We start from the raw sequence: 20,034 nt of genomic DNA, 5'->3' as shown, positions 1-20,034 counted from the left end.
TGCCTGCGCGTTTTAAGCCATGCTATAATCGCTTCTTTCATCTTTTTATCTCCAGCACGTAATCTTGAATGTCCGGGTCTGATTGCTGGCAGGACACGACTTGATAACCGCTGGCGAACGAAGCCGTGGCCAGTTCCCGAACTTGCCGCTGCCAAACCTTATAGATTTCAGGCTGCAGTTGCTTTAGCTTGGCTGCGGCCCGCGGGATGGGGAGCCTGAGCCCATTTGACTTGCCGAGCAGAAATGGACTGTCCGATTCTCCCATCTCGATCACCTTCTCATCCGCATATTGGACTGGCAGCATGCGCGGATAGACGGATGCGTGTTCGACCAGCTTCGACTGCCCGTTGATTGCGCGAATCACGTGATCGGAGTTCAATGACCACTCCACAAGGAAGCGGTCCGTCGGGAAACCGGAAGCATCAATCCCATAGAATTCGGGGATATAGGCGGACACCGTTCCGCCTAACTTGCATATATTCAGGTAACCGTTGCGCGATTCGAACGGATCGAAGGTCCATACGATTTTGCCGTACCCTGACTGCAACGCCCATAATCGCTGCTCCAGCTTTAACCGCATTCCGATCCCAAGGTTGCGGTAGTCGGGATGAATACCCATCATATGCGACCCTACATAAGGCTCCTTGCCGTCATACCCTATGAATCCGTAGCAAAATCCGACGAGCCTATCACCGGAAATAGCACCGATGACCGATCCTCCGTGCAGAATCGCCGCGCTCATCTGCTGCATGGAGGTGACGGGATCAGGTCCCCACACCAAGTTCTGCAGCTCGACAATTTCCCGAAGCTCGCAGGCCTCGGTTACCAAGCGATAATATATATTCTCGTCACGAACCGTAAACATGTCCATCCACCTCTCTCCTCCCTGGCGTCACTGCTCGAGATGACCGGGCTTGCCACGATCCGCTCTGCATCTCATCCAATAATCATCCAATAACTCCAAGTCGAATTCCTTCACAATATCTTGAATCGAGAACTCGTCGGTTTCGCATGAGACTAGAAACGCATTCAGCCTTGTGGGATCACTGATCAGCACTTTAGTGCCGTATTTCCGCTTCACGAGCTCGAGCTTCTCCCAGTTGTAGTCATAATGAACGACGACGCTATCCAAATTGACGGTTCTTGTCACGTAGGGATAAAATAGCGTACTCTCTCCCACGACTTCACCGACGGGGGTTACAATAGAAGAATAGTCGGGACGCCAGATTGCGCTCGCAAAATGAGCCCTGCACGTGTAAGCCCAATAGGCTTGCATCAAGCCCCCATGGTAAGCGGAAGAAAATACGATTAAATCAGGCTTTTGCTCCGCATATTGCTCCAACAACTCATTAAAATTAATATCAAAGCAGATGATGCAAGCAATCCGGCCGAAATCCGTCTGAATGACTTGCGCTTCGTTCCCGTATAACGTGTCCGACGTGGACTTCTGCCGAATCGTAATATAATTTTTGTTATACGTGCCGCAAACCTCGCCGGCACGATCCAGAAACTGGGTCGCGTTGCGAAAGCTGCCGTCCGGCATCTCGACGTTGGCCGAATAAGCGATATAACAGCGATGGGTACGAGCGGCTTGCGCCAAGAAATCGCGGATCCGGTTACCTCGATAGCGATAATACTCGTACAACCACTCCATGCTCATGTCTTTGAAGGCAGGATCGTCGCAGCACTCGGGCAATACGAGCAAATCGGGCCGTTCCGGCAATACATGCTGCAGATGTTCTTCCCATTTCTCTATCATTTGGTTCACGACGCCTTCGAATCCCTGACCGGGATCCACCTCTTTGAGCGGCGGCGCTAAGCAGCTTATTTTCACATACTTGGACATTCGGTCACTCCCCCTTTGCTCTCTCCTAGGCGATACCTTGAAACATTCGGATTGTCATTCGCTCCAAACGTTCCTCGCATACGTCATGACCGATTCCCGCGCCTGTCGGAACCGACAATACGCCGGGACGAACCATCATGATGCCCGGCTCGACGATGTCTTGTTCCCAGAAACGCTTAGAGGCGGAAACATCACCTGGTATCGAGAAATTGGACAAGGAGGAGAGGGCAACGTTATGGAGACGGCCGATACCAAGTTCAAGCATTCCGCCGCACCAGACCGGTATGCCCCGTTCCAAGCAAAGATCGTGAATGTTCTTCGCGTTCGCCAATCCGCCGACCCGACCGATCTTAATGTTCATGATCCGGCAGCTATCGAGGTCAATGGCGTGACGGGCATCCGCCAAAGTATGAATGCTCTCATCCAGACAAACGGGCGTACGCAGCTCTCTCTGCAAGGCAGCATGCTCGATAATATCATCGTGCGCTAGCGGCTGCTCAATCATCAATAGATTATAGTGGTCCAGCTCTTTCAGAATCGGTGCATCCTTAAGCGTATAAGCGGAGTTCGCATCAACCATAAGAGGTAAATCGTCGCCGAATCGTTTGCGAATCGCTTCCACTACGCGGATATCAAAGCCTGGTTTGATTTTCACCTTCATTCGCTTATAGCCCTGCTCAACGAATCGTTCTACGTTCTGAACGACCAGTTCGACCGAAGACTCGATTCCAATGCTTACGCCAACCTCGATTTCTTGTATAACTCCTCCTAGCGCTTGGGACAATGAAATATCATTTTGTTTCGCGTATAAATCCCACACGGCCGTCTCGATCGAAGCAATTGCCATATGGTTGCGGCGAATGGATGCGAAGAGATCCGAGATCTCTTCGGGTCGCGTTACTTCCTTGCCGACTAAGCCCGGAACTAGATAATGCTCTAGCATATACCAGATCGTATCCGTCGTTTCCTCATTGTAGTAAGGATGCGAGAAAGCAACGCTTTCTCCATAACCGACCATTCCGTCGCTATACACGCCGACGATCACACAATTCTTCCTGGCCATCCGCCCGAAGCTTGTCTCGAAGGGAGCTTTCAAAGGCACTTGAACCTGTCTTAACGTAATTCGATCGATTTTCATCCGCGAGCCGCTCCTTTCGACATTCACCTTTTATTAGTGATAATTGTAACGGAACCGCTCTTGAATTGGACCCCGGCATTCTTTCGATTGCATGTTCGGAATTAAGGTAACGCAAGGAATGGTGAATTTTCCGCAAGTGTCAAAAAAGCCGTGCCGAGAAAAAAATCCCGGTACGGCTTTTTTCGGGTAAAGACTTATTTCTCACCGTAAATTCATCTCGGAGCTGGAAAACTGCGCATTGTCGAACAGCTTCCATATATTCTGCTGGGCATTCATCCCCAACGAAGAACCGATCATTACTCTCATCCCTTTCTATACGTTCCGATCAATGTAACCGCCCTCAAATTAATCTTCTGCCATTTTGTCCTTTCTTGTGCGGAATCAAGTAAAAATAACGGTATGTCGCAGCTTCCTGGCAGAGCCCCGACATCTCGATGTGTTGACGTTCTCCAATCTAGATCAATTCCGACTTCTGAAGGATTCTCTGAATGATTGCGGCCACCTCGGCTCTAGTGATGTAAGCTTTCGGCGAAAAGACCGCTTTACCGCTTTGCCTCTTCCGGAGACAACACCGGCTTGAATGCTTGCCGTAACACTGCTCTTTGCCCATTCGGATACGTTAGCGGCGTCATTGAAAGCATTCATCCAATCTCCTGTTTCATTCCCTTGAAGCTTCGCCTGAAGACCGGTGATCTTCATCGCATTAGCAATGATGACCATAGCTTGTTCCCGAGTAATCTCATCCGTTGGACGGAAGGTTCCATCCTCGAAACCATTAATTAGATGATAAGAATAAGCTGTTTGTATGGCTTCACTATACCAATCCGATGCCTTCACGTCCGAGAATGGCACAACTCCTTTTTCTAGCTTTAATCCTAATCCTCGAACCACAATCGCCGCAAACTCGGAACGATTAATATCTTGATCAGGATTGAATAAGCCATTTCCGATACCGCTGATAACCATCCTAGACCCCATATCGTTTACTGCGGCTTTGGCCCAGTGACCGGCAACGTCCTTGAACGCCAGCGGATGCCATACGATTGAGTAGGTGCTGTTGGTCAAGCTGTTAACCTTAGCATAATACGTACCATCGATGATGATCAGCTTGGTCGGAACATGGCGTATCGTTCCGTCTGAATAGACTATGATTCCAGTCGTTATTCGATTAGGATCTACATTCTCCGGAATCGCGATCATTCTTTCCACGAACGCATTAAACTTAGCAATCTCAATCGTTTTATCCCCGTATATTCCGCTCACCGTGAAATTTAACGGAGGAATCATAATGGCAAACTCGCCATCAATTGCCGAGTTTTCTACAACCTTTACCATATCCTCGGAAGGCTCGGCGATTTCGATTTGCACCTTAACATCTTGGAGTGAAAAAAAGGGATGGTTCGGCATCTTGGATAAGATGCTGCGCCACCCCGCTTGTCGGATTGTCATGATTATTCGTCTAATTGCTTACGGATTGCTTTGGATAAAAGCGTCAATTTGCTTCTGCATTTCGGCCTGGACCTTGTCGAGTCCCGCCTCTTTCAGCTTCTCCTTTGCCAGAGGAATACCATCCGCCGGCTTCACAAGACCATGGAAAATCGGCAACAGGTATGTCTTCTGAACGTTGGCCAGCGCAGCCAGCTCGTTTTTGATATTGGTATCGTCAAGAACAAACGTCGCTAGCTTGCTGTCGACGATATTGTTCGCTTTCCATTTTTCATTGGTAGACGCAAGGAGATCGCCGGCCAGTCCTTCAAGCTGTCGGATCATTTCTTGCGTTCTCCAGCCCCAAGGGGAAACGCCGTCCGGCGGAAATCCGGTTGAGGCCGGCAGGCTTTTGAACTTGGTGTCACTTACAGGCTCCCAGTGTTTACCCTCGATGCCGTAGACCGTCAAATCCCATATCTCTTTGTCGTAACGAAGAAGATCCAGCGCCATCAAAGCCCGCTCAGGATTTTTGGAGGTGGCGTGAATTGCGATCCCGCCGCCGTTAAAAGGAGATCGAGTCCGCTTGGCACTCGGGTGGATATCCACGACTTCCGGCTTCCACTCGGGATGGACCAGATTGATGGCTTCCATCGCGGATGCCGCGTTCAGAATGTTGCTGTTAAAGGCTGCGGTTTTGCCTTCTTTGAAGGCATCCAGCCAAACCGTCTTGGACACGATGGAATCTTTCTCCCATACGCCGTTCTGAGCCATCTCGTAAAGCATTTCTAGTCTTCCAGCGTATTCCGGGTCGTCCAGATAGTTGGAAATCTTCGGGTTCGGGCTATTCAATTCATAGATAAGCGGAGCGCTGCCATGCACGAAGGCGCGTTCCAGATCACCGAATATGATCGGGATCGGGTTCGGGTTAATGTTCACGCTCGGTCCGCCGAAGGCGGTCATTCCCTTCTCGTTCTTGGCGACCGTCGTCAGGAAGTTGACAAAATCGGTTAGCGACTTCACTTCCGGCAAATTATATTTCTCCCTTAAATCGCCGCGGATGACTGCCACTTGAAAGCCAGACTCAAAGGCATTGCTCGATATCATGTGGAGCTTCCCGTCTACTTTCGATTGCTCAAAAGCAAGCGGAGGCTGCTGCGCCCAAGTCTGCGGCATATACTTCTTAATCATTTCTTCCGTCAATTCCAGGAATCCGCCCTTGCGAGCTGTCCCCGTATGGTCTAACCAATTGCCGGTGAGAGCCAAGTCAAACTCTTCATTCGCCGCGAACATAAGCGGATACTTCTGGCTGTATTCGTTCCAATCCAGGAATCGAACCTCGAGCGTAGCGTTGATCTTTTCCTTCATGATCTTGTTGACTTCCGCGTACACTTCGTCCGTGTCGGCCGATTTTGTGCCGACCAAGACCAGTTTGAGCGTGACTGGCTCGAACGTATCAATTGCTTCAGGCGATGTGCTGGCGCTGACAGTTGGCTCCGTCGTCCCCGAAGCAGTGGGAGATGCGCTTTCCGTTGTGTTATTGCCGCCGCCATTGCCGCTGCAAGCACTGACCAGTATGCTCAACATGAGGATTAGTACTGTGCTTAACCAAAGCTTTCTCTTCTTAGAGCCCGTCCTGCTATTCATCCTCTTTCCCCCTTCAGAAAATTTTGTCATGCTATGATAAACCGGGGTTACCGGTACTATCCTTTGACGGCGCCTATCGTAAGTCCTTTAACGAAATAACGCTGAACGAACGGGTACAAGAAAATAATCGGTCCCGTGACGACCATGGTCAGCGCCATTTTGATTCCTTCGCCAGGCAAATCCGGAACCTGGTTCCCGGTTTTCTCCGCAACGATTTTGAGCGCGTCTACATTGCCGATTACCTTATACAAGTAATATTGAAGGGCGTAGAGCTTCTGATCGCTAATGAAGAGCAACGAATAAAACCAATCGTTCCAATAGTTCAGCGCCACGAACAATCCGATCGTCGCAAGAGCGGGCTTGCAGAGGGGCAGGATCAGCCGGAGGAAGATGGTGAAATCGCCCGCTCCGTCTATTTTGGCCGACTCCGTGATCGCGGCGGGGATGCTTCTCATGAAGCTCTTCATGACAAGGATATAGAACACATTGATCAGCGGAAGCAGCAGCAATACCCAATACGTATCCTTCAGCTTCAGGTAGTTGACGACCAGGATGTAAAAGGGAACGAGCCCTCCGCTGAACAACGTCGTGAAGTAGAAGAAGAACGAGAAGGCGTTCCGCCACTTGAAGTCCGTCCGCTGAATGACATAGCTGCTCATCGAGATGAAGAACAGCGACAGAATCGTGCCGAGCACGGTTAAGGAAACGGTTACGCCGTAAGCACGAAGAATGTCTTGCGGATAATTGAAAATAAACTGGTAGGCTTCCAGCGAGAACTGCTTCGGAATCAGCTTGAAGCCTTCCAAAATGATCTCGCTTTCTTTGGTTAAAGAACCGCTGAGGATAAGCAGGAACGGCAAAACGCATAACACGGCGACAAACGTTACCCAACTATAAGACACCGCGTTTAGCACCAACTGATCCATCCGGATCTTGTTTGTCGCTTTCATCGGGCTGTTAACTCCTTTCCGGATTAGAATAAGGCCGAATCTTTGTCCGTTCTGCGTACGATCCCGTTCACGATAAGAATCGTGACTAAGCATAAGACCGATTGGAAGAAGTCGATTGCCGCCGACATGCCGATTTCATTGTTCTCCACCAGAGAGCGGTAGACGAACGTATCGATGACATCGGTTGCGTTGAACAAAAGTCCGTTGCCCCCTACCAAGTTAAAGAACAGTCCGAAATCTCCGCGGAAAATTTGGCCGACCGCTAGAAGCGTCAAGATCATCATCGTCGGCTTCAAGGAAGGAAGCGTGATATACCAAATGCGCTGGAATACGTTCGCCCCATCGGTCTCCGCCGCTTCGAACATCTCCTGATCAATGCTCGTTATGGCCGCCAGGTAGAAGACGGCGCCGTAGCCAACCGCTTTCCAAGCATTGAAGAATACCAGCAAGAACGGCCACACGCCCGGCGTACCGTAGAAGTTGACCGGATCTATTCCCGCCGCCCGGAACAGCGAATTGACCGTGCCGTGCTCGTAGTTCAGCAGATTGTAAGCGATCGTGCCGACCACGACCCAGGATATGAAGAATGGCAAGAACATCAACGACTGGCTGACCTTCTTAAACCATCGGCTGCGGATCTCCGACAGCATAATCGCTACTCCTACCTGCAGCACCAGATTGATGGCGATGAAGGCGGCGTTGTAAAGGACCGTGTTTCGCGTTACCATCCATGCATTGCCGGAGATGAAGAAAAACTTGAAATTGTTGATCCCAACCCAGTCGCTCCCTATAATGCCTTTGGCGTACGTGTATTCCTTGAAGGCAAGCACCAAGCCGAGCATCGGCGTATATTGGAACAGCAGCACGAACAGCAACGCCGGCAAGAGCATGAGCAGCAAGGTTTTGTATCGGATCAAATCATGTATAAACGGTGTTTTCATCGTACTCCTCCTCCTTCTCTTTATCACCGCTCTATATCCTTAATTATAATGGAACCGTTCTCATAAGGGTCCCCGTCATTCTTTCGACTTCATGTCCGGAATTAAGATTTAGGCAGACAGAAAAAAAGCCGCAATTAATGTGGCTTTTTTCTTGTTTCCAGACATAAGTTTTTTAATGAATCTCAGTAAACAAAAATCTTGTACATTTGTATTCGTTGTATTTGCAATTGAACATTACATTCGCTACATCAAATTTGTCTCGTGAATTGTACTCATAAATGCTTTAAGCTTAAAAAGCCTTCAGAACCGTGGAACTGACCCCTGTTTTTGAGACAGAGATAAAACACCTAACTAACATGCCAGTTTCCGATACTGAATCGGTGACTGGTTATTTAGTTTCGCTTGAATACGAATATGGTTATAATAATGAATGTTATCTTTGACTATCTGTATCACGATGGCGGTCGTTGTACAGGTTAAATGGTCGAGATAGAATGTTTCGCACTTTAAGAGGTGTGAAACGATTCAATGGGGCATTATTAGCGGGCGTACCCTTACGGGACATGCTCATGGTAATGCCTTTGCTTTTTTACGGACTTCTGGTAAGCCTCTGACGTACTTGCAGTGTCAGCTTCAATAAAAGCATCTTCAAGTGCTAGTTGAATTGCTTCTTCGATTAAATTCATGCTGTCAGTTTCAATGAGATCTATTACCCAATCTCCTACAAAATCATTTTCAAACACACCAAATCCCCAGTACCTCATATCAGTACCTTCTCTTAGTACAGTTTTCAGATACCAATACCATATTATGATTGCACATTGAACGGCAAAAGCCTTAAGCCGCTTCTAAGTACAAGTGAATAATATTTATACTTTCAGATGTGTCGATTCTTATTGTAATCTGCCCGTTCGTATTAAAGTTCAACTAAATCTTACGTCAAAGCTTTCAACAGACAGGTCAATTCATGAGCAATAAAAAAAGCCACCTGGAAAGGTGGCTTGCACTCAATCAGAGTGCAAAAGTATAGATAGGAGTAGAGAGTCCTGTCCTGAACCTGTAGGTTTGAATCGTGTACATACAGACAGTTTCTGATGCCAAACAAGCCACCTTCAGCAGCTATCTAACCTATTATTACTTCATAATAGGAATGCTGCCCGTTAGCTCAACAATGCTGCCGATTTATGCCGGCAGCCTCGTCCAGGTGATTATGAAGCTATAATTTCCCGTTAGTTCAATCAGTTTAGCGGGAAATCTGCTTAAAAATAACTCTTTTCATTCCCTTCAACCAGCCGGACCAATTGGGGTGACTGGAGGTTGGAAAAGAGTCTGCTATCTATCACAATTGTTGGTTAAGTTATGGGCTCGGGTCAATAACCTCACCGCTAAGATGTAGCTCAGTGATGACCGGATTAGTAAAATTCGTTATCGGTTCAGGCGGTGCATCAAAGCCGACGCCAAAACCTGATGCAGGTCCAGCTGCCGCAGTCAAGAAGTAGTTCGCTGTTGGGCCTGTCGCTCCCGTATCGGTAACGTTAAATGTTGATGTGAACAATCCTTGTATCTGGGTTGTACCCGCACCCACCAAATTAATTTCCGTTACGGTACCGCCATCTACGATAGTACCGACTAACGTGCCTGTAATTGCCGCATCGCGGTAAATGCTGAAACGCATCACTTGGCTTGCAACCGCTAATTGTGGAGCTGCTCCACTTTCAAACATATAACTCCATCCGATGGTAGCGTTAAGCGCGATCCGGCTACCTCCATTAACCCTGCTCACTGTTAAGAATTCGCCCGATACTTGTACTTCAGGCCCAATTGTAGCAGGCGCTACCGGCAGACCGACTGTTGTGATGACCGGGCCGCCTGCTACCATTGGATTCGGAATTTCGACAAAGTCGTAGGATCTCAGCAGCCCACTCCCTGCTGGACCAGGAACACCTTGAGGACCTACCGGTCCAGCGGGGCCGCTTGGGCCAACGGGGCCAGTGAGTCCTCTTGGTCCTCGGCGGACATTGACTTTACGTGTACCGCATTTCTTGGTTAGCACCCTTCTTCTCTTATGCCTTGGAGCACAATGCACAATTTACACCTCCAGATTGATTAGACAGCGTTAGGTCCGATAACCTTTCCGCTAAAATGAATTTCACTGACATTGATATTCATAAAATCGTTGATAGCCGTTGGACCACCTTCATCCAGATCAAAACTAAACCCGGTAGATGGACCTGCAGCTGCCGTTAGATAATAATTTATCGTGCTGCCCGTAAATCCTGAATCTGTGCATGTGAATGAGGCTGTAAATGTCCCCGTGACGAGCGTTGTCGCATCGCCTTCATTGTTGATTTGAGTGATGCTGCCTGCATTTAAGACTTGGCAAATGCGCTGACCCGTCAATGGCGCATCGCGAAATAAACTAAACTGTATCCTTTGCGTTCCAATAGCCACTTCTGGTGCGGGGAGCGTGATGAAAGAAAAACTCCATACAACAGTTGCCATCAAAGCAATTCTGCTGTTCGCTTCTGTACCACGAAGCTCCAAAAATTGATTGCTAACTTGTACCTCAGGCCCTGTTGTCGCTGGCGCGATTGGCGGTGAAAGTACGACAATGGCCGGGCCACCTGCTGTCATCGGATTGGGGATTTGAACAAAATCATAGTAAGTCAGCTGTCCGGGTAGCGTTAATCCTGGTGGTCCTTGTGGTCCTGCCGGCCCTTGCTGTCCCATTGCTCCTGCAAATCCGCGCCTCCCTCGTGGGGCTACTACATTTATTTGCAAATCATTACGGCATTGATTGAAACTCATAATTTGCAACTTTTCTTCGCGACTAAAAGTCTCGAGAACCAATAACTACACCTCCCGATACAGATGCCTTATCATATGTTATTGCAACTAAGTTGTGATAGGCAGTTAACTAGATTCATAGACGAAGTTCCTAGTTTAATGAGAAAAAAACTTTCTACCTCATCGTTAGCGATTGGCAACATGAGAATTTCACCCATAAAGATCGGAAATCGCAAATTATAACAAAGTCAAAGCATTCAACAGGGTGCCGAAACGTATCACTCCACCGCTCACTGGGAGCAGCGCGTTCAGAAAACGACCAACGGTTGTAGTTTGTCATATGGTGCTATTTACATATTCAGTCCGTTAGCGCAATGAAGCAGCCGATCATTGTGGTCGGCTGCTTCATTGTTTTTATTGAACTATCGTTCCTCGTCCCTCGTTTTTAATGATTTATCTCACATATATTTAGCATTATCCTGCCCAATCGTATTATGAGGTCACCAGATCTTTCTGGTAGACCTCATTTTTGTGTGGTCGTAAGATAGCGGTAGCCGGGGATCGAACGTTTCTGCCCGTGGGAGCTAGATCCCGAGAGCTATACAGTTCATCCCCCCTATTTGTTAAACCATGATTAGGCTGGTTGGGACTATGATCCCGAATCACATGCGATAATGTGGACGACAAGAAGGCTAGGGGTTGCCGGTGAAAATAAGATAAGGAGTGGTTTAATGAATCCTGTCATTGGTTTGGATATATCTAAAGGGGAAAGTCATGCACAAGCTTTTTCAGAACGAGGAATGCCCTTTGGAAAGACCTTCAAGTTTGAGCACAATCTTGAGGGACTTGCGTCCTTTCTCCGTTATGCTCAAGGCGTAGAATCCTATACCGGACAGCGTCCGGCCGTTGTGTTAGAGGCAACTGGCCATTATCATAGTCCGGTTATTCAGTTTCTAGATGAGCATCAATATCTGTATATCGTTATCAATCCATTAATTTCACACCAAGCGAAAAAGATGAATTTACGTAAGGTGAAAACGGATGTTGCTGACGCATACCAGTTGGGTGAAATGTTCTACAAAGAAGAACTATAGCCTTACAAAAAACGGGGGTCAGTATCTAATGAATCTGCGTTACCTGACACGGCAACATGAGTCACTGACTGAAATATATGTCCAGGTAAAGTTGCAGTTTCAAGCAGTACTGGATCAAGTCTTTCCTGAGTATCATGGCGTGTTTGGCGACCTTTATTCTAAGGTGTCGCTTCGTTTCCTGGCTTCGTATCCAACGTCTCAATCCGTGCTAGCGATGTCCGAGGAAAACGTTACGGCCAACATACAACGCCTTGTTGGGCATGTCGTCTCGAACCGGTGGTCGCTAGAACGGGCACAGAAACTAATGGCTGCAGCAAAGCGAAATCCCTTCAGGGAGACCGTATTTCCGAGTCATTTAATCTCATTAGAGCTGTTTATTAATTTACTTCTTCAGTACCAGGAACATCTAACGAAACTTGATAAATCGATAGAGACCCTGGCTGAAGAATTACTAGAGTATGATTTAATCCAATCGATACCCGGCATTGGCACCAAAATTGCTGCAACAATTTTAGCTGAGGTCGGAGAAATTGATCGGTTCGATCACGCGAAGAAGCTGGTTGCGTTTGCTGGGATTGATCCAAGCGTCTTTTCTTCCGGCAAGTTTACAGAAACCCGAAATAAAATCACCAAACGTGGTTCTAGAAGGCTTCGGACAGCCTTATATCAAGCTGTAAGGTGTGGACTGAAAGGCTCACGTAACAAGAGAATAAGAGCTTATTACGACAAAAAGCGTACAGAAGGCAAACTATTTAAAGTAGCCGTAATCGCTTGTGTAAATAGACTGATCCATTGGATATATGCGATTTTGACCAAGAAAGAACCTTTCCGCTTGACTGAATAAGCAACGTTTAGATATTGAGGAAAACCTTCCCAAATTCTATGGGACGGTTATTTGTCATGCATTTTTACCAGTATAGCACCCTTGTTTCACTTCATTAATATTTAAATATTGACAGGCTATTAGCTGGTATCAGATAAAACTCTTGAATCACCAGTTGTTGATTAACACAATGAATCATCCCGCTATCCTTGTATGCTTTACGACGGCCTGGTCCTAATTTCGCGATCACACTTCCCGATCGTCGACTTGCTATTCTGCCAGTTAGCGTAATGAAAAAATGGAGCAGTTTGCCAATTGCAACTGCTCCATGGTGCGTTTAACAAACGTTCCCAGTTAGCTTAACGAAACAGATTAATATTCTAATCGACATAGGTCCATGTTCTTAACCTTTTCAGTTATGGAGTTAAGTTCTTGCCCTTGGTCGTAAAACCTAGTTTCTCACTCTGTGAACCAAAAACTGCGCTGGTTGCTTCTATGAAAGATAACATGATTGGTGAAAGCCACTTGTCTTTATGCCACAACATCTGTGTAAATATCTGCAAGTCCGGAATTTGCCATGGGAGGACAACAAGTTCTCCGCGTTTAACTTCGGATTCCGCGACGATCTCAGGAAGAAAGGCAATACCGATTCCTGAAATTGCACATTGTTTAATGGCTTCAGCACTTTGAAACTCTAAATATGTAATGCTATCAATGCCCTCTTTCTCAAATGATCGATCAAACATAGTCCGATAAGGACACCCCTTTTCATTCGTCAGGAAAACTTCTCCGTGAAAATCTTCCAACTGAAGCACAGTTCGATTGGCGAGTGGGTGATCTGGAGCAGCTAACAATCGGAAATGTTCTTCCAGCAAAGGTTCCACGGAAAGTCCACTCGAGCGAATGGGTTCATCCAACATATAAACAATATCCGCGGTTCCCTCAAAGAGCGTTTGCTTGAGCTCTTGATTCGGAACTGACCGGAAGATTAGACGAACTCCCGGATGCTGCGAACGAAACCGTTGGAAGACAGGTGGAAGCCGGTAGGAGCAAATAACCTCATTCGCACTTATCGTTAAGGTACCACTTAGTTTTTCATTATCATGGACAGCACTGCGAGCTTCGTCCATTTTTTCAAGAACGCCTTTGGCGTGTGTTAAAAAGCGTTTACCCGCAGTTGTGAGCGCGAGTTGCTTGCCCAATCGATCAAAGAGGCGAACACCTAGCTCATCTTCCAATGCTTTAATTTGCATCGTGACGTTGGAAGGAACGTAGCTCAGCACTTCTGCTGCCCGCGTGAAATTCAATGTTGTTGCAACCGTACAAAACGTATTCAGTTGACGCAATTCCATCCGATGCTCCCCTTCATCTTTCAATTTTATTGAATGCTACTTTGAATTCTATTCACTTTTATTGAGAGTATCACAGCTCTATACTGAGCACAAGAGATCACAGTGAACATGTGGTTTTTCATTTTGAAGGGAGCGACTATACGATGGACTATGAAATTTTTAATTTGGGTGATGTACTCTTACAATCAGGAGTAACGTTACCAAATGCTTTTCTTGCTTATAAAACATACGGGAAATTAAATGAACAGAAGGATAATGTTATTGTCTATCCAACGGCTTTTGGGGATCAGCATGTTCAGAATGAATGGCTCATTGGCAGCGGGATGGCACTCGATCCAGAGAAATATTTTATTATCGTTCCCAATTTGCTGGGCAATGGGCTATCTTCCTCTCCCAGTAACACGCCTCCTCCATTTGATCGGGCTAACTTCCCACAGGCAACCATCTATGATAACGTTCGATTCCAGCACCAACTGCTGTCCGAAAAGTTCGGTATTCAAAAGATTGCTCTCGTCGTCGGGTGGTCGATGGGCGGCATTCAGGCATTTCAATGGGGGGCAAGTTACCCGGAGATGGTCGAACGAATCGCTCCATTCGGAGGCATCGCCAAACCTTGGCCTCACACATATGTAGTGCTGGAAGGTGTAAAAGCCTCACTGCTATCTGCAGTCGGCTTCGACTCAAGTAAATTAAACCAACTAAGTTTTACAGACATGCGTGCCGTTGGTCGGGTGTATGCGGGATGGGGACTATCACATGCGTTTTATAGAGAAGAGCTTTACCGTGAGATGGGATTTGACACATTGGAGGATTTTGTTGCTGGTGTCTGGGAAGTTAGCTTTATGAATATGGATCCTCATAATGTTCTGGCAATGTTATGGACAGGCCAACATGCAGATATCAGTGTAAACCCCTCCTATAACGGAGACTTTGATAAAGCACTTCAGAGCATAAAAGCTCTTGCCTGTATCATGCCGGGAAGCACGGATCTCTTCTGCACAGCGGACGATAATGAATACGAAGCTAAGCGTATACCTAATGCTGTCTTGAAACCAATCCAATCGATCTGGGGCCATTTTGCCGGTCGTGGAATCAACAGTGCCGATAATCAATTTATTGATGACAATCTAAAACACTTGTTGTCACTTAGCACTAAAGAATAGATCGTCACTTGCATTGGATGTCATTCAGTCCTAACAAGATTCCCTGTTCTTTAGCCCGGTTATAACTATCATGAATTCATAACCTAACCGATCGGATTTGAGGTCACCAGAACTTACTGGTTCGACCTCTTTTTACTGCTATCGTACTTCCTTTAACGAATTCAGTGAACTCTGAAGACTGTAGCACGTCTTTAATCTTTAAAGTTAAACTTATTTATTTATCGTTCGCATACCTGAAGTATATTCACAAAATTCATTTATCCTCCCCGATAGTGGAATAGCGGCAGATCCCTAAATGAGATCTGCCGCTAACAAAGCTTTAGCATTCCTGTAGAGCGTTAATTATCAGCTTTGCAAAAAAATGAGCGCCTCGGTACGATGGAAGTACGCAACGGGTCATAGCCCTAAAAATTCCATCATCCAGGAGGACGCTCTATTATGAAGTTTAAATCGCAAGTGAGACAAAATCAACTCATTGAAAAAATTACTGCTCAGCATTTAGTAGTCGGGATCGACATCGCCCAGCAAACGCATGTCGCACGTGCCCCTCTATTCCCGTGCGCCTTCATGTTGCCGATGTCTACTACGGAGTCCCCCTCTTTGTCTTACATCTATATCCAACCGGGCGAAATCCTGTGAATAAGCGAGCATTCGTTAGAAAATCATATCGTACAAAGGGAGCTTAAAGCTTATTTGTACACTCTTGATCTTTTAGTTTTGATCTTGTTATTAAGGAATATTATTTGATGCACCATATGGATTGTTCATTTCTTGCTGTTTTAAATGCTCCCCAACTGGGACAAGCGTATTTAAATTTGTAAATGTCTCCATAGCCTCATGGGGAATCCTCTTCTTTATATGCGCTCATTGATTTTGATCAACAATTTCTTTAAGATTTGCTTCTCCTCGTCAGTAAGGGCTTGAACGATTTCATCCTCCACCTTTTGGAATGAGTCATTAAATCCTTCAATCAACTCAATCGCTTTTGGCAATACATATATATTTTTTTGCCGTTCATTATTGGCCGGGATTTTGCGCTCGATGAACCCTTTTTGCTCTAGACCTTGAAGCATGCTTGTAATACTAGCCCCACGAACATGAAACCGATCTGCAAGGTCCTTTTGAATAATATGATTATCTTGGTTCTCGTAAATATAGTCGATTACTTTTCCTTGTTGAGCGTTTAACCCTAGTTCCTTTATACTCTCGTCCGCTCTTTTCTTTAATTTAAGACCGATAATCTGAAACAAATCCAAATAAGGCGTATCCTTTCGTGAATGCATGATCGTCCCTCCTGAAATTGTTAGAAAGCTAATTGTAAGTAACCAAACTATACAGTGATTCTATACGCATGTCAAAAAACTTAGTTTATTGACAGTTAGAGTTCTAATAGTTATACTTCGAATTGTTACAAACAAACACATTGGAGGAATTTCAAATGGAGAAGATAACTCAAAATGCAGCGTTAGAACAAGTTACGGCGATTACAAATGTACGTATTTTTGATGGAGAACAAATTATTGCGTCAAGACATGTTGTCATCAAAGGGGAGTCCATTATTGCAGTGGGCGGAGACCTTCCGGCCGATGCAACGATTATCGATGGGGAAAATGCGACTTTAATGCCCGGTCTGATTGATGCACATGTCCACACCTCAATTGGCGGATTACGAGATGCCTTAAAATTCGGCGTTACGACAGAACTCGAAATGAACGGCGATTTTACGAAAAGAGGACGCGAGATCCAGTTGAAAAATGTGGATGACGTTGCAGACGTCCGTTCTGCCGGCACAGCAATCACCGCTCCAGGCGGACACCCCGATGAATTGCTTCCGGATGGGGATGAAATACCGGAATTCGTATTAAGGGAGCTAGAGAAGTTATCGGAGGAAGACCGGGAAGCGATGTTGGCCGCATACGCTCACGATCACGATGAAATACCGCAAGTGACAACGGTGGAAGAAGCGATTAAACATGTGCATACTCAAGTGGTGAATGGTGCCGACTACATTAAGATCATGATTGAAGAAGGGACGGTCATGGGTGCACCTGGCCTGCCTGTACTAAGCGACGAAATTCTAAAAACAGCAGTGACAGAAGCCCACAAGTTCGATAAACTGGTCATCGCCCACGTCTTGACGGCTCTTTCATCGCAAGCAGCCATCGATTTTGGAGTCGACGGTTTGGGCCACTTGTTTATCGACAGACCCGAGTACACGTCCGAGTTGGTGAAATCCATAGCGGATTCAGGCGCTTTTGTTACACCGTGCTTGGTGTTGAACTCATCTATTGTTGGGAAACCGGCATCGGAGTTGGCGAATGATCCGCGTGTTCATTCCAAATTAAGTTCGGATTGGATCGGTATTTTGAACTCAAGCTTCAATACGTTCCCGCAAGGCAATATGGAGAACAGCTTTAAGAATGTGATGGATCTTCACCGTGCGGGAGTTGATATTCTGGTAGGGACGGATGTTGCGCCGGTTCCTGTTCCGAACCTTGGCGGCCTTGCTCACGGAGCAAGTGTCCACCACGAAATGCAGCTGCTGGTGAAGGCCGGGTTCACTCCAATTGAAGCTCTTCAGTCGGCTACTTCCAAACCGGCTCGTTGCTTTGGTCTTCACGATCGCGGCCGTATTACCGAAGGTGCGCGCGCTGACCTTATTCTCGTAAACGGTGATCCGACAACCAATATCTCGGATACGTTGTCGATCTCATCCGTGTGGTTCAATGGTTCGCAGCAACTAGGTTAATCGGGTTCAATCTCCCTGTACAATGTCGTCAATGCGAACGATGAGCGAACCGGAGATGATAATACCGTTGCTGATCGTAAAATCGTCAAAAAGAGGGACTGCAGACTAGTCCCTCTTCGACTTTAATCTATTAATCCAAATCCTCCTGTCAGGAACGACAGCCAGATCAACGTTCCTCCAGATACAATCAAACCCGTTTTATTCCCATTGGATTATCAATGTAGTCATTGTTTAAATTTCACAACATTTTGGAACTATCCTGCCAGTTAGCTCAACAAAAAGATTCGCCTTATCAAATATTACAAATGCAAAAACCCGACTTCATGAGGTCGGGTCAGGCTGTCGAGAAAGTATCGACAGCCTTCTTTTGTATACAATTATTTTAACACGACACCGCGTTAATATAATATTTTTATAGTGATCAAACAAACGGATGGTGTTGCTCATGTTGCGTTCTAATCGAAATAAACAACAAAATTATGAACTGGTTTCAATCGAGGACCTCGTACCTGCTGAGCACATGCTTCGTAAAATCGATAAGTATATCGACTTCTCTTTTATTGATGAAAAGGTCCGTCATCTCTACAGCCAAGATAATGGTCGTCCAGCTATTGATCCGCTGGTACTCTTTAAGATGATTTTCCTTGGTTATTTCTATGGCATCCGTTCTGAGCGCCAACTGGAACGTGAAGTTCAAACGAATATTACATATCGTTAGTTTCTTGGTTTAGGACTAGCTGATCGGGTACCTGATCACACGACGATTAGCTGGTACCGCAGTAATCGGTTTAAAGAAACATCCGTGTTTCAAGACATATTCGATGACATTGTACTCCAAGCTGTGTCGCATCGAATGATTGGTGGGCGTGTGCTTATCTCCGATTCAACTCACGTAAAAGCCAATGCGAATAAACACAAATTCACAAGTGAACAAGTGCAACATAACACACGTGATTATGTGGATGAACTGAATGCGGCGGTAAAAGCAGATCGTAAATCGCAAGGAAAAAAGTGCTAAAACCACGGGAGGAGGTGAACGAAGAAAAAGAGGTAAAGGTCAATACAACAGACCCGGATAGTGGATATATGTTTCGTGAAGGCAAGCCGGAAGGCTTCTTTTACTTGGACTACCGTACCGTTGATGTGAAACACAACCTCATTACGGATGTTTTTGTAACGCCCGACAATGTTCATGATTCTGTGCCTTACCTCTCTCGATTGGACCGCCAACGTAAACGGTTTGGTTTTGAAGTAGAAGCAGTAGCACTCTATTCTGGTTATATGACAACACCGATTTGCAAAGGGCTCGAGGAACGCAAGATCTATGGTGTGATTGCGCATAGGCGATTCCATCCGACGCAAGGTCTACTTCCCAAATGGAAATTTACTTATGAGGCAGAGCGTAATTTATATAGATGTCCACAGCAACAAGAGCTGGCTTACCGCACGACGGATCGAAACGGTTACCGCCACTATGCCTCAGATCCTAAACAATGTGCTCACTGTCCCATACTAGAGAAGTGCACAAGATCTGCTAACAAGCGAAAGATTGTCACGAGGCACATCTGGGAGGACAGTAAAGAGCAAGTGCGATTAAACCGCTTGAGTAAGTCAGGTAAGAGATTGTACCGTAAACGAAAAGAAACCATTGAGCGAAGCTTCGCGGATGCTAAACAGCTCCATGGGTTTCGCTATTGCCGTTTGCAGGGGTTAAACAACGTAATGGAACAGGCGTTGATGACCGCAGCGGTACAGAACATGAAAAAGATTGCCCTTCACTTGGAACGGAGGGCATGAGGGGTGAAACCACCCTTTCATGCTTTACAAAAAAGGAGCAGAAACACAAAGTGAAACCCATCGTTCTGAAAAAACGGTGGGTTTCTCTACAACCTGAAGCCACCTGAAAGGTGGCTTGCACTCAATATGAGTGCAAAAGTATAGATAGGAGTGGAGAGTCCTGTCCTGAACCTGTAGGTTTAAATCGTGTACATACAGACAGTTCCTGATGCCAAACAAGCCACATTCAACAGCTCTCTAACCTATTATTACTTCATAATAGGAATGCTGCCTGTTAGCTCAAGAGGCTGCCGTTTTATGCCGGCAGCCTCATCCTGGTGAT

At 46.3% G+C, this 20,034-nt stretch carries 14 protein-coding genes and 4 pseudogenes; 5 read left to right on the top strand and 13 right to left on the bottom strand.

Translation table 11 applies throughout. The features are described 5' to 3' along the window. Positions 1-37: 37 nt before the first annotated feature. The 11 genes and pseudogenes from FHS16_RS29035 to FHS16_RS28985 all read right to left on the bottom strand — a co-directional run bounded on the left by FHS16_RS29035 (position 38) and on the right by FHS16_RS28985 (position 10,797). Positions 38-871, bottom strand: coding sequence for a GNAT family N-acetyltransferase (locus FHS16_RS29035; protein ID WP_183570830.1), 834 nt, complete (start codon positions 869-871; stop codon positions 38-40). Positions 872-892: 21 nt separating this feature from the next. Next, entirely contained in the window at positions 893-1,846 is a 954-nt protein-coding gene (locus tag FHS16_RS29030; RefSeq protein ID WP_183570828.1) for a carbon-nitrogen hydrolase family protein, read from the bottom strand. Between the two features lie 25 nt (positions 1,847-1,871). After that, positions 1,872-2,984, bottom strand: a complete 1,113-nt coding sequence (gene menC / locus FHS16_RS29025; protein WP_183570827.1) for an o-succinylbenzoate synthase — start codon at positions 2,982-2,984, stop codon at positions 1,872-1,874. Between the two features lie 459 nt (positions 2,985-3,443). Then, positions 3,444-4,433 carry an S-layer homology domain-containing protein gene (locus tag FHS16_RS29020; RefSeq protein ID WP_246432023.1) on the bottom strand — a complete coding sequence of 330 codons (990 nt, stop codon included), beginning with the start codon at positions 4,431-4,433 and terminating at the stop codon, positions 3,444-3,446. A gap of 18 nt (positions 4,434-4,451) precedes the next feature. Next, positions 4,452-6,056: an ABC transporter substrate-binding protein gene (locus FHS16_RS29015; protein ID WP_183570826.1), complete on the bottom strand. Its 1,605-nt coding sequence runs from the start codon at positions 6,054-6,056 to the stop codon at positions 4,452-4,454. Between the two features lie 56 nt (positions 6,057-6,112). After that, positions 6,113-7,006, bottom strand: a complete 894-nt coding sequence (locus tag FHS16_RS29010) for a carbohydrate ABC transporter permease (protein WP_183570825.1) — start codon at positions 7,004-7,006, stop codon at positions 6,113-6,115. A 23-nt stretch (positions 7,007-7,029) separates the two neighbouring features. Further along, positions 7,030-7,947 carry an ABC transporter permease gene (locus FHS16_RS29005; RefSeq protein ID WP_183570824.1) on the bottom strand — a complete coding sequence of 306 codons (918 nt, stop codon included), beginning with the start codon at positions 7,945-7,947 and terminating at the stop codon, positions 7,030-7,032. A gap of 351 nt (positions 7,948-8,298) precedes the next feature. Next, a pseudogene (locus FHS16_RS32100) lies at positions 8,299-8,567 on the bottom strand (IS3 family transposase); the annotation flags it as partial. A 51-nt stretch (positions 8,568-8,618) separates the two neighbouring features. Continuing rightward, a pseudogene (locus tag FHS16_RS32345) lies at positions 8,619-8,711 on the bottom strand (hypothetical protein); the annotation flags it as partial. 593 nt (positions 8,712-9,304) lie between these two features. Beyond that, positions 9,305-10,000 (bottom strand): collagen-like protein, encoded by a 696-nt coding sequence (locus tag FHS16_RS28990; RefSeq protein ID WP_183570822.1) that lies wholly within the window; start codon positions 9,998-10,000, stop codon positions 9,305-9,307. A gap of 53 nt (positions 10,001-10,053) precedes the next feature. Beyond that, the gene (locus FHS16_RS28985) at positions 10,054-10,797 is read right to left on the bottom strand and encodes a hypothetical protein (protein WP_183570821.1); all 744 of its coding nucleotides are present in this window, start codon (positions 10,795-10,797) and stop codon (positions 10,054-10,056) included. Positions 10,798-11,465: 668 nt separating this feature from the next. On the opposite strand from FHS16_RS28985, the pseudogene FHS16_RS28980 reads away from it, so the two are divergent. Continuing rightward, a pseudogene (locus FHS16_RS28980) lies at positions 11,466-12,672 on the top strand (IS110 family RNA-guided transposase). Between the two features lie 395 nt (positions 12,673-13,067). Here the strand turns inward: FHS16_RS28980 and FHS16_RS28975 are convergent. Further along, positions 13,068-14,003: a LysR family transcriptional regulator gene (locus tag FHS16_RS28975; protein WP_246432022.1), complete on the bottom strand. Its 936-nt coding sequence runs from the start codon at positions 14,001-14,003 to the stop codon at positions 13,068-13,070. Between the two features lie 143 nt (positions 14,004-14,146). On the opposite strand from FHS16_RS28975, the gene FHS16_RS28970 reads away from it, so the two are divergent. Together FHS16_RS28970 and FHS16_RS28965 are read left to right on the top strand one after the other, a co-directional pair. Beyond that, a complete protein-coding gene (locus FHS16_RS28970) occupies positions 14,147-15,166 on the top strand; it encodes an alpha/beta fold hydrolase (protein WP_183570820.1) in 1,020 nt (339 codons plus the stop codon). 438 nt (positions 15,167-15,604) lie between these two features. Beyond that, the gene (locus FHS16_RS28965; protein WP_183570895.1) at positions 15,605-15,805 is read left to right on the top strand and encodes a hypothetical protein; all 201 of its coding nucleotides are present in this window, start codon (positions 15,605-15,607) and stop codon (positions 15,803-15,805) included. 215 nt (positions 15,806-16,020) lie between these two features. Here FHS16_RS28965 and FHS16_RS28960 read toward each other — a convergent pair whose 3' ends face one another. Then, positions 16,021-16,449: a MarR family winged helix-turn-helix transcriptional regulator gene (locus tag FHS16_RS28960; protein WP_183570819.1), complete on the bottom strand. Its 429-nt coding sequence runs from the start codon at positions 16,447-16,449 to the stop codon at positions 16,021-16,023. A gap of 155 nt (positions 16,450-16,604) precedes the next feature. On the opposite strand from FHS16_RS28960, the gene FHS16_RS28955 reads away from it, so the two are divergent. Then, the gene (locus FHS16_RS28955; RefSeq protein ID WP_183570818.1) at positions 16,605-17,915 is read left to right on the top strand and encodes an amidohydrolase family protein; all 1,311 of its coding nucleotides are present in this window, start codon (positions 16,605-16,607) and stop codon (positions 17,913-17,915) included. Between the two features lie 445 nt (positions 17,916-18,360). After that, positions 18,361-19,712 (top strand): annotated as a pseudogene (locus tag FHS16_RS28950) (IS1182 family transposase). Positions 19,713-20,034 lie beyond the last annotated feature (322 nt).

The organism is Paenibacillus endophyticus, assembly GCF_014192395.1.
Classification (GTDB): Bacteria; Bacillota; Bacilli; order Paenibacillales; family Paenibacillaceae; genus Pristimantibacillus; species Pristimantibacillus endophyticus.
The sequence above is the reverse complement of the archived record's forward strand: the minus strand, read 5'-3'. Positions and strand labels throughout refer to the sequence as shown.